The 10,640-nt window shown below is 73.0% G+C and carries 10 protein-coding genes; 5 read left to right on the forward strand and 5 right to left on the reverse strand.

Features of this window, described 5'->3' with window-relative positions; genetic code table 11:
- Positions 1-444 (reverse strand): LacI family DNA-binding transcriptional regulator (locus AC1DUQ_RS09495; RefSeq protein ID WP_477073701.1); only part of this gene is annotated, 444 nt, incomplete at its 3' end.
- An 89-nt stretch (positions 445-533) separates the two neighbouring features.
- Between AC1DUQ_RS09495 and AC1DUQ_RS09500 the strand changes: the two genes are divergently transcribed.
- Complete coding sequence (locus AC1DUQ_RS09500) at positions 534-2,063, forward strand: UxaA family hydrolase (protein ID WP_477061017.1); 1,530 nt, start codon at positions 534-536, stop codon at positions 2,061-2,063.
- Positions 2,064-2,207: 144 nt separating this feature from the next.
- Here the strand turns inward: AC1DUQ_RS09500 and AC1DUQ_RS09505 are convergent, their stop codons facing one another.
- The 4 genes from AC1DUQ_RS09505 to uxaC all read right to left on the reverse strand — a co-directional run bounded on the left by AC1DUQ_RS09505 (position 2,208) and on the right by uxaC (position 5,848).
- Entirely contained in the window at positions 2,208-2,417 is a 210-nt protein-coding gene (locus AC1DUQ_RS09505; protein ID WP_477061016.1) for a hypothetical protein, read from the reverse strand.
- A 152-nt stretch (positions 2,418-2,569) separates the two neighbouring features.
- Positions 2,570-3,673, reverse strand: coding sequence for a PfkB family carbohydrate kinase (locus AC1DUQ_RS09510; protein WP_477061015.1), 1,104 nt, complete (start codon positions 3,671-3,673; stop codon positions 2,570-2,572).
- Positions 3,674-3,734: 61 nt separating this feature from the next.
- Positions 3,735-4,364, reverse strand: coding sequence for a bifunctional 4-hydroxy-2-oxoglutarate aldolase/2-dehydro-3-deoxy-phosphogluconate aldolase (gene eda, locus AC1DUQ_RS09515; RefSeq protein WP_477061014.1), 630 nt, complete (start codon positions 4,362-4,364; stop codon positions 3,735-3,737).
- Positions 4,361-5,848, reverse strand: coding sequence for a glucuronate isomerase (gene uxaC / locus AC1DUQ_RS09520; RefSeq protein ID WP_477073702.1), 1,488 nt, complete (start codon positions 5,846-5,848; stop codon positions 4,361-4,363). The genes eda and uxaC overlap by 4 nt, the downstream gene beginning before the upstream one ends.
- A 198-nt stretch (positions 5,849-6,046) precedes the next feature.
- Between uxaC and AC1DUQ_RS09525 the strand changes: the two genes are divergently transcribed.
- From AC1DUQ_RS09525 to AC1DUQ_RS09540, 4 genes are all read left to right on the forward strand, one after another.
- Positions 6,047-7,132 carry a LacI family DNA-binding transcriptional regulator gene (locus tag AC1DUQ_RS09525; RefSeq protein ID WP_477061012.1) on the forward strand — a complete coding sequence of 362 codons (1,086 nt, stop codon included), beginning with the start codon at positions 6,047-6,049 and terminating at the stop codon, positions 7,130-7,132.
- A gap of 71 nt (positions 7,133-7,203) precedes the next feature.
- Complete coding sequence (locus AC1DUQ_RS09530) at positions 7,204-8,634, forward strand: mannitol dehydrogenase family protein (RefSeq protein ID WP_477061011.1); 1,431 nt, start codon at positions 7,204-7,206, stop codon at positions 8,632-8,634.
- Positions 8,635-9,154: 520 nt separating this feature from the next.
- Positions 9,155-10,318 carry a Gfo/Idh/MocA family protein gene (locus tag AC1DUQ_RS09535; RefSeq protein WP_477073703.1) on the forward strand — a complete coding sequence of 388 codons (1,164 nt, stop codon included), beginning with the start codon at positions 9,155-9,157 and terminating at the stop codon, positions 10,316-10,318.
- On the forward strand, positions 10,315-10,640 hold a 326-nt coding region (locus tag AC1DUQ_RS09540), incomplete at its 3' end, for a sugar phosphate isomerase/epimerase family protein (protein WP_477073704.1). The genes AC1DUQ_RS09535 and AC1DUQ_RS09540, both read left to right, overlap by 4 nt.

A 10,640-nucleotide genomic window follows, 5' to 3' on the forward strand; every position in this document is an offset into this window, starting at 1 on the left:
GTAGTAGTCGGCGAGCGCCGCGCGCAGTTCGTCGTTCGTCGCCTCGTCGTCCAGGCGACCACCCGCGATGACGATCGCGCGGGCGCGCTGCCGCTTGAGCAGGTCCACCAGCCCGCTCTCCCGGCTGGGGTCGTGCTGGGTGCTCGCGAGGGTCACCTGCAGGCCCGCGCGGTCGGCGGCGCGGGTGACGCCCGCGGCGATCGAGGAGAAGTATGGGTCGGCGATGTCGTGCACGACGAGGCCGAGGGAGGTCGTCCGTCCGCGGGCCATCGCCTGCGCGTTGGCGTCCGGCGTGTAGCGCAGCTGGGCCGCCGCGGCGAGCACGCGGTCGCGCAGGTCGGCACGGACCGTGCGGTTGGCGCTGCCGTTGATCGCGCGGGAGGCGGTGGCGAGCGAGACACCGGCCTCGCGTGCGACGTCGCTGAGGGTCACGGATGCGGCCATGTCAGGAGGGTAGGCGCTTGCCGCTGGTGAGCGGCACGTTCGGGGTGGGCTCGCCGGTGCATTCTCTCGGAAAGCGATATCCTGCCCTGGTGACGACGACGCTCGCCCTGGCCGACGCCGTCCTGGTGCTGCGCCCCGACGACGACGTCGGCGTGGCCACGCGCGACCTGCAGTCCGGGACCGCGCTCGGGTCGCTCGTCGTCACCCAGAGCGTTCCGCGTGGGCACAAGGTCGCCGTCCGCGCGGTGCCGCAGGGCGCCCCGGTGCACAAGTACGGGCAGTCCATCGGCCGTGCCACGCGGGACATCGCCGTCGGCGACCACGTGCACTCGCACAACCTGGGCATGGACGACGACGCGCGCGCCTACGAGTTCGGCACCGCTCGCGTCACTCTCCCGCTCCCCGAGGGTCCGGTGCGCACCTTCGACGGGTACCTGCGCAGCGACGGCCGGTGGGGCACCCGCAACTACGTCGGCATCGTCACGTCCGTGAACTGCTCCGCGTCGACCGCCCGGCTGATCGCCGACCAGTTCCGCGGCCGGGTCCTCGACGCGTTCCCGCACGTCGACGGGGTCGTCGCGCTCACCCACGACACCGGCTGCGGGCTGGTCCCCACGAGCGAGGGCGCCCAGATCACGCGGCGGACCCTGCGCGGGTACGCCGACCACCCCAACATCGCCGGGCTGCTCGTGCTCGGCCTGGGCTGCGAGATGCTCCCCGCGCAGTCGCTCCTGGACGGGCTCGACCTGCCCGCCGACAAGCCCGTGACCACGCTGGTCATCCAGGAGACGGGCGGGATCCGCGCCACCGTGCGCGCCGGCGTGGCGGCCATCGAGGCGATGCTGCCGGGCATCGACGCCCTGCGCCGGTCCCCCGCACCCGTGTCCGAGCTGATCCTCGGACTCAACTGCGGCGGGTCCGACGGGTACTCCGGCATCACCGCCAACCCCGCGCTGGGTCACGCGTCCGACCTGCTGGTCGCCCGCGGCGGCACGTCGGTGCTCGCCGAGACGCCCGAGGTGTTCGGCGCCGAGCACCTCCTGCTGCGCCGGGCAGTGTCCCGCAACGTCGGGCAGAAGCTCCTCGACCGCCTCGACTGGTGGAAGGGCTACACCGCCGCCGGCGGCGGCACCATGGACAACAACCCGTCGCCCGGCAACAAGGCGGGCGGGCTGACCACGATCCTCGAGAAGTCGCTCGGCGCCGTGGCCAAAGGCGGTACCGCCGAGCTGGTCGAGGTCTACGAGTACGCCGAGAAGGTGACCGCCCGCGGGTTTACGTTCATGGACACCCCCGGGTACGACCCCGTCTCCGTCACCGGCCTCGTCGCCGGCGGCGCCACGGTCGTCGTGTTCACCACCGGCCGCGGGTCCGTGCTCGGCTGCAAGCCCACGCCGTCCATCAAGGTCGCGACGAACACCGCGACCTACCTGCGGATGACCGAGGACATGGATCTGAACGCCGGGCGGATCGTCGACGGCACCGCAACCGTCACGTCCGTCGGCGAAGAGCTGTTCGAGCTGATCATCGCCGTCGCGTCCGGGCGGCAGACCGTGTCCGAGGAGCTGGACCTGGGCTCTGACGAGTTCGTGCCGTGGCAGCTCGGCGCGGTCACCTGACCCGGTCTCAGCCGGTCGGCGCTCAGTCGTCCAGCCGGCGCAGGACGGTCTGATCTCTCACTGCGTCCAGCCGGCGCCGAGTCTCAGTCGTCCAGCCAGCGCAGGACGGTCTGATCTCTCACTGCGTCCAGCCGGCGCCGAGTCTCAGTCGTCCAGCCAGCGCAGGACGGTCTGACCGAACGCGCCCACGAGCGCGAGCCGCGAGGTGGTGCCGCACGCGCGGCACACCAGCGAGTGGTTGACCCACGGCACGCCGTCGACCTGCTCGGTCCTCGACACGTCGAGCGTGGTCGCCCGGCACGCGGGGCACAGCAGGCGACCCTCGGGGTCCAGCTCGAGTGACGCTCCAGGCATCGCTGACGGCAACATCGAGTGGCTCACGGCGAGGACCTCCGGGTGGTGCAGACGGTGCGGGTGCAGGCTCAGTGCACCACGCCTGTGGTGGGCGCCGCCTGTCGGACACGGACCAACCGGTGCCCTCCGTCCGCGCGGGGCCCGCGCGAGGCTCAGCGGTCGACGCGCGCGCCCCCGCCACCGGCGAGCTTGAGCACCTCCGCCTTGCTGACCATCGTCGTGTCGCCCGGCGTCGTCATGGCCAGGGCTCCGTGCGCGGCTCCGTACTCGACAGCAGTCTGCAGGTCCTCCCCGGCGAGCAGGCCGTAGGCCAGCCCGGAGGCGAACGAGTCCCCGCCGCCGACCCGGTCGAGGATCTCTAGACGCTCGCGGTGCGTCGCGCTGACCAGTCCRGTGCCCTTCGACCAGGCGATCGCGCCCCAGTCGTTCACCGTCGCGGAGTGCACCGTGCGCAGCGTCGTCGCGATCACCTGGAAGTTCGGGTACGCCTCGGCCACGCGATCGATCATCGCGGCGAACGAGTCGAGCTCGAGTGACGACAGGTTCTCGTCGACGCCCTCGACCTCGAAGCCGAGCGAGGCGGTGAAGTCCTCCTCGTTGCCGATCATCACGTCGATCTGCGGAGCGATGGTCCGGTTGACCTCCTGCGCGCGAGCCTGGCCACCGACCGCCTTCCAGAGGCTCGGCCGGTAGTTGAGGTCGTAGCTGACGATCGTCCCGTGCTTGCGGGCGACGGTGACGGCCTCGATCACGGTCTCGGCCGCGCTGTCGGACAATGCGGCGAAGATGCCGCCGGTGTGGAACCAGCGCACGCCGAGCTCGCCGAACAGGTGTTCCCAGTCGACGTCCCCGGGCGCCAGCTGGGCTGCCGCGGTGTGGCCGCGGTCGCTGACCCCGACCGCCCCCCGCACGCCGAAGCCGCGCTCGGTGAAGTTGAGCCCGTTGCGCACGGCCCGACCGACCCCGTCGTACGGGATCCAGCGCACGAACGACGTGTCCACGCCGCCCGTCAGGATGCAGTCCTCGACCAGCCGGCCGACCTCGTTGTCCGCGAGCGCGGTGACGATCGCGGTCCGTAGCCCGAACGCGCGGCGCAGGCCGCGGGCAACGTTGTACTCACCGCCGCCCTCCCACACGCGGAACGAGCGGGCGGTCCGGATGCGCCCCTCGCCGGGGTCGAGGCGGAGCATGACCTCGCCGAGCGACACGGCGTCGTAGCGGGTCTCGGCCGCGGGGCGGATGACCAGGTCGGACATGGGTGACGCTCCTTCGGGGGCGCTCGAGGTCAGGGGTGGGCGGGCTCAGGGGTGGGCGAGCTCAGGGGTGGGCAACGAGGCTGACGGCCTCGGCCGTGAGATCACGGACGGCATCGAGGTCCCCGCCGCGGATGAGGTCGCGCGGCACCATCCAGGATCCGCCGACCGCGCGGACGGAGGGCAGCGCGAGGTACTCGGCGAGGTTGCCCGGGCCGATGCCCCCGGTCGGGACGAAGCCGACGTCGCCGAAGGGTGCCGCGAGGGCCGCCACCGCCTTGGCCCCTCCGGACGTGCCGGCGGGGAAGAACTTCACGGTGGTCAGACCGAGCTCGAGCGCGGCCTGCACCTCCGTGGCCGTGACCGCGCCGGGCAGCGCGAGGATGCCGTGCTCCAGGCAGCGCTCGACGACCGCGCGGCTGGTGCCGGGCGAGACGACGTAGGACGCGCCGGCGGCCACGGCCGCGTCGACCTGCTGGGGCGTCAGCACGGTGCCGGCGCCGACCAGGACGTCCCCGCGCGCAGCGATCACGCGGATCGCCTCCGCCGCGGCCGGCGTCCGGAACGTGACCTCGGCGACGGGGAGGCCCCCGTCGACCAGGGCCTGGGCCAGGGCGTCCGCGTGGGCCGCGTCGTCGATGACCACGACCGGTACCAGGCGGTGCGCCGCGAGGCGCTGCAGGATGTCGCTCACTTGTGCTCCTTCGCACCGTGCTCGTGCCCGCTGCTGCTGCGCGGGAAAGCGTTTGCCGAACTCGGAGGAGCATACGCTCCGCGCGGGATCCGGTAGGCGAGGTCGACGGCGGTGTCGATCGCCTCGTCGAGGTCCAGCCGGTGCTCCGCGACCAGACGCGCGAGGAACCCGGCGTCGATCCGCCGGGCCAGGTCGTGCCGCGCGGGGATCGAGCAGAACGCACGGGTGTCGTCGACGAAGCCGGTGGTGTTGGCGAACCCGGCGGTGTCCGTCACGGCCTCGCGGAACCGCCGCATGCCGTCCGGCGTGTCCAGGAACCACCACGGGGCGCCGAGCCGGACGGCCGGGTAGACGCCGGCGATCGGGGCGAGCTCGCGGCTGAACGTGTCCTCGTCGACCGTGAAGAGCACGAGCCGCAGACCAGGGTGGTGACCGAACGCCTCGAGGACGGGGCGCAATCCGCGGACGTACTCGGTCGGCACTGGGATGTCGTAGCCGACGTCGGGTCCGCGCAGGTCGGCGACCGCCCGGTCGTGGTCGCGCAGGACGCCCGGGTGCAGCTGCATGACCAGCCCGTCCTCGGCGGACATCCGCGCCATCTCGAAGAGCATGTGACCGGAGAACGCCCGGGCGTCGTCCGCGACTATCTGCCCCCGCAGCGCGTCCGCGACGATCCGCTCCGCCGCGGTCTCGCTCAGCGGCGTCGTGTCCGCGGACAGGKGGCCGTGGKCGGKCGCGCGGGCGCCCGCTGCGACGAACGCGCGCCGTCGCTCCTCGAGCGCGCGCAGCAGGTCGCGGTACCCGCCGATGCTCACGCCAGAGCGCTCCTCGAGCAGCGCGACGTCTGCGCGCCAGCCGGGGCGGTCGAGGTGCAGCAGGGCGTCGGGCCGGAACGTGGGCACGATCCGGTCGCCCCAACCGCGGTCGGCCAGCTCGGCGTGGTCGGCGAGCGTCGCGGTGGCTGCGTCGGTGGTCGCCAGGATCTCGATGCCGAACTGGTMGAAGAGGGCCAGAGGGCGGAACGCCGGCTTCTCCAGGCGCTCGGAGATGAGGTCGTACAGGCGGTCGGCGGAGTCGGCGGACGGGCGCTCGTCCACCCCGAAAACCTCGACCAGCTCGTGCTCGAGCCAGTAGCGCGTGGGCGTCCCGCGGAACAGCGGCCAGTGGGTGGCGAACGTGCGCCAGACCTCGCGTGGGTCCGCGGTGACTCCTGGTCGGTCCCGACGGCCGACCCCGAGGGCGTCGTGCGGCACGCCCTGGGACACAAGCATGCGCACCAGGTAGTGGTCGGGCGTGACCAGGAGGGAGGCGGGGTCCGCGAACGGCTCGTCCCGCGCCAGCACGCCCGCGTCGACGTGCCCGTGCATGGAGACGATGGGGAGGGAGGCGGTCGTCGCCAGGATCTCCCGCGCGATCGGGCGCACGGACGGGTCGCTGGGCAAGGCCCGGTCAGGGTGCAACGTCCACCCGGTCTTGCTCACCATCGACTCCTCCTCGGACCGTCCCACCGCGGTGTGCGATGACGCGCGGTGCAAACGCATTCATCGCAGCAAACCAGGTGATCGCGCCGATCACAAGCCCCCATGCTCCGCGGTCCCGCATCTCGGGACGACGGTTGCCACCGGACGACGAACCGTGCTGAAATCGCATTCATCCGATCCGGGGTCGAGCGAGGAGGGCACGTGGTGGTCACGCTGCGCGACGTCGCGCGCGCCGCCGGGGTCTCGCCGGCCACGGCGTCCCGGGCGCTCAGCGCGCCCGATCTGGTGGCACCCGCGCGGCGTGAGCACGTCCAGCAGGTCGCGCGGGAGCTGGGCTACCGCCCCAACCGCGCCGCCCGGGAGCTCATCACCGGCCGGACAGGCAACCTGTGCCTGGTGGTGCCGGACCTGGAGAACCCGTTCTTCGCAGCCGTCGCCAAGGGTGTCCAGGCGCGCGCCCGCGCCCTCGGCTTCGCGCTCCTCGTGGCCGACGCCGAGGAGGACCCTCGCCTCGAGGCGGAGCTGGTCGGGCACCTCGGCGCCCAGGTGGACGGGGTCATCTTGTGCTCCCCGCGCATGTCGGACCTCGAGCTCGACCGGTTGTCCCACGACGTCCTCGACGACGACGTCCCGCTGCTCCTCGTCAACCGCCTGCACGGTGGCCACCCGTCCGTGGTGATCGACAACGCCGACGGCGTCCGCCAGGCCGTCCGGCACCTGCACGCGCTCGGCCACCGCCGCATCGGCTACGCCGGTGGCCCGGTCGGCTCGTGGTCCGACTCCCAGCGCAGGCACGGCCTCGAGCACGCGTCGCACGGTCTGCGCAGCGTCGAGGTGACCGACCTCGGCCACTTCCCTCCCCTGTTCGGCGGAGGTGTCGCGGCAGGTGACCTCGTGGCGGCCAGCGGGGTCACCGCGGTCCTGGCGCACAACGACCTGCTGGCGCTCGGCATCCTCAGCAGGCTCCGCGCACGGGGGGTCCGGGTTCCCGAGGACGTCTCGGTGGTGGGGTACGACGACATCCCGGCGGCGACGCTCGTGTCGCCCGCACTCACCACCGTCACGGTCCCGCTCGCCCGCCTCGGCCGCGCGGCGGTGGACCTGCTGGTGGAGGTCGGTCAGGTGCCGACGGCGACGGAGTCGGCCCTGGCCCTGGCGCTGGGCACGGCCGACGCCGGACGCGATCCGGGTGCGGGGACGCCGCCATCGGTCCTCATCGGGGTCGAGCTGGTGGTCCGCGCGTCGACGGGTGTCGCGAGCACGCAGACGTCCGAGGTCGGCGGATGACTCCGCGCCGGCTCTCTCGGACGACTCTCTCGGGCATCGACGCGACGCGTTCGGGCGTCCGACTGCCGGCGGTGGATCCCTCTGAGGTCACCGTCGGGCTGGTGCACCTCGGCCTCGGGGCGTTCCACCGCGCGCACCAGGCGGTCTACACCGAGGACGCCGCCGCGGCTGCCGGCGAGAACCACTGGGGGATCCTCGGCGTCACGCAGCGCAGTGCGCGCGTGGTCGAGCAGCTCGCGCCGCAGGACGGCCTCTACGGCGTGCTGACCAAGGGCACGTCCGAGACGTCGCTGCGGCTCGTCGGGTCGCTGCTCGGTGTGGCGTTCCCCGGGACCGACACCGCACGGGTCCTGGAGACGATCGCGGCACCGGCCACCCACGTCGTGACGCTCACGGTGACCGAGAAGGGCTACCGCCGCGCGGCCGACGGCGGCCCGGACCTGACGGATCCCGACCTGTCGGCCGACCTGGACGCCCTCGCCGAGGACCTGCGCGGTCGGCGAACCGACTCCGCCGCGCGCTCACCGATCGGGCTGCTCCTGCGCGGGCTCGCCCAGCGGGCGCGGGCCGACGCGGGTCCGCTGACGGTCGTCTGCTGCGACAACCTCGCCGACAACGGTGCCGTGCTGGCCGCGCTCGTGGGCACCACCCTCGACGCGATGCCCGCCGGCCGGCGGCTGCGCGAGTGGATCGATGCGTCGGTCCGCTTCCCCGGGACGATGGTCGACCGGATCGTGCCGGCCACCACGGACGCCCACCGTGCCGAGGCGACATCGCTCCTCGGGCTCACCGATGCCGGCCTGGTGGTGGGCGAGCCCTTCACTCAGTGGGTGGTCGAGGACGACTTCGCGGGTCCGCGACCCGCCTGGGAGCTCGCCGGGGCGACCCTGACGTCCGCCGTGGCACCGTACGAGCGCGCCAAGCTGCGGGTCCTCAACGCCAGCCACTCGACGCTCGCCTACCTGGGCGCGCTCCGCGGGCACGCGACGATCGCCCAGGCGGTGGCCGACCCCGACCTGACCGCCGCGGTGCGGGCCCTGGTCGACGAGGACGTGCTGCCCACCCTCGTCGCGCCGGACGGCATGGAGCTCACGCGGTACCGGGACGACGTGCTCGCGCGGTTCGCCAACCCGAACACCGGGCACACCACCGTGCAGGTGGCGATGGACGGGTCGCAGAAGCTCCCGCAGCGCCTGCTCGGCACGGTCCGCGACCGGCTCGCCGAGGGGGCAACCCCGACCGCCGCCGCCGTGACCGTCGCCGCGTGGATCGCCTATGTGCGCGCGACGACGCAGGGCGAGCTCGTGGTCGACGGTCGCCGGGTGCCGCTCGACGACCCGATGGCGGCCACCCTCGCGGACGCGGCGGCGGGACCGCTCGACTCGCTGGCCGACCGGATGCTCGACGTGCGCGCGGTGTTCGGGGACGACCTGGCCGACTCGGCGGCCTTCCGGTCCGCCGTGCGGGCGGCCGTCGCGAACCTGGTGACCACGCGAGTCTGAGGACTGCGTCGGCACGCGGATGGTCCGCCGTGCGCGTCAGAGGGACTTTCGTCGGGTTCGGAGTGCGGGAGCCTCACCACTGTCAGCGGCGCGTTCGAGGGTCCGCGGTCGGGCGGGCGGCTCGCGTGAAGACTTCGTCGCACCCAGCGGAACGAAGTCTTCACGCATCCCTGATGCCGGACGCGTAGGTGGGCGGGCCGAGCTGTAGTCGGGCGCACGTCGGGGCGCGTCGGGGGCGCGTCGAGGGTGCGTCGAGGGCGCTCGCCGGGGGCGCGTCGGGGGCCCGTCGAGGGTGCGTCGAGGGCGCTCGCCGGGGGCGCGTCGAGGGCGCGTCGAGGGCGCGTCGGGGGCGCGTCGAGGGGTCGTCGGGGGCGCGTCGGGGGCGCGTCGGGGGCGCTTCGGGCGCGCGTCCGGCGTGCATCCGGGCCCGAGCCTTGACGCGACCGGAGCGGCATGCGCTACAGTGGAAAGCGCATTCCCACTCCGACCGACACCGCGGTCCAGAACACTCGGAGCACTCATGACGACCCGCACCCTGCGCATCGGGATGAACGGCATCACCGGCCGGATGGGCTACCGCCAGCACCTCGTCCGCTCGATCCTGTCGATCCGCGACCAGGGAGGCGTCACGCTCGAGGACGGCACCCGCGTGCAGGTGGAGCCGATCCTCGTCGGACGCAACGCCGACAAGGTGCGCGAGCTGGCGGAGCTGCACGGGATCGAGCACTGGACCACCGACGCCGACTCGGTCATCAACGACCCGACGGTCGACATCTACTTCGACGCCCAGGTGACGAGCCGCCGCTACAGCGCGCTCACCGCGGCGATGAAGGCCGGCAAGCACATCTTCACCGAGAAGCCGACGGCCGAGACGCTGGCCGAGGCGATCGACCTCGCCCGTCTGCGCGAAAGCACGGGCGTCACCGCGGGCGTGGTGCACGACAAGCTGTACCTGCCGGGCCTGGTCAAGCTGCGCCGCCTGGTGGACGAGGGCTTCTTCGGCCGGATCCTGTCGCTGCGCGGCGAGTTCGGCTACTGGGTGTTCGAGGGCGACGGCCAGGAGGCCCAGCGCCCCAGCTGGAACTACCGCAAGGAGGACGGCGGCGGCATCGTCGTCGACATGTTCTGCCACTGGAACTACGTGCTCGAGGGCATCCTCGGCACGGTCAGGACGGTGAACGCGCAGACCGCGACGCACATCCCGACGCGCTGGGACGAGCAGGGCACGGCGTACGACGCCACCGCCGACGACGCCGCCTACGGGATCTTCGAGATCGAGACCCCCGGCGGCGACCCCGTCGTCGCGCAGATCAACTCGTCCTGGGCCGTCCGCGTGTACCGCGACGAGCTGGTCGAGTTCCAGATCGACGGCACGCACGGCKCGGCGGTCGCGGGGCTGAACAAGTGCGTTGCCCAGCAGCGCGCTCACACACCGAAGCCCGTGTGGAACCCGGACCTGCCCGTCACCGAGTCGTTCCGCGACCAGTGGCTGGAGGTGCCGGCCAACGGCGACCTGGACAACGGCTTCAAGCTGCAGTGGGAGGAGTTCCTGCGCGACGTCGTCGCCGGCCGCACCCACCGGTTCGACCTGCTGTCGGCCGCCCGCGGTGTGCAGCTGGCCGAGCTGGGCCTTCAGTCGTCGGCGGAGGGCCGCAGGCTCGACGTCCCGACGATCAGCCTGTGAGCACCGACCTCAGCCGGTTGTCGCTGAACACCGCGACGACCAAGCGCTGGACCCTGCAGGAGGCGGTCGACGGAGCCGTCCGAGCCGGGCTGCCCGCGCTCGGCGTCTGGCGCGACCGTGTGCAGGAGGCCGGTGTCACGGAGGCCGCGAAGATCGTCGCCGACGCCGGCCTGCGCGTCTCGTCACTGTGCCGCGGCGGGTTCCTCACCGCGGATGACGAGGGCGACGCCACGGCGGCGCTCGACGACAACCGCCGCGCGATCGTCGAGGCCGCCACGCTCGGCACGCGCGAGCTGATCATGGTCGTCGGCGGGCTGCCCGG

It is taken from the genome of Cellulomonas sp. P4_B5_2, assembly GCF_056402235.1.

What these genes read in the sequence shown, in the direction of transcription:
- AC1DUQ_RS09505 (WP_477061016.1), bottom strand. Translation starts at nt 2,417, where the DNA reads ATGCCTGGAGCGTCACTCGAGCTGGACCCCGAGGGTCGCCTGCTGTGC.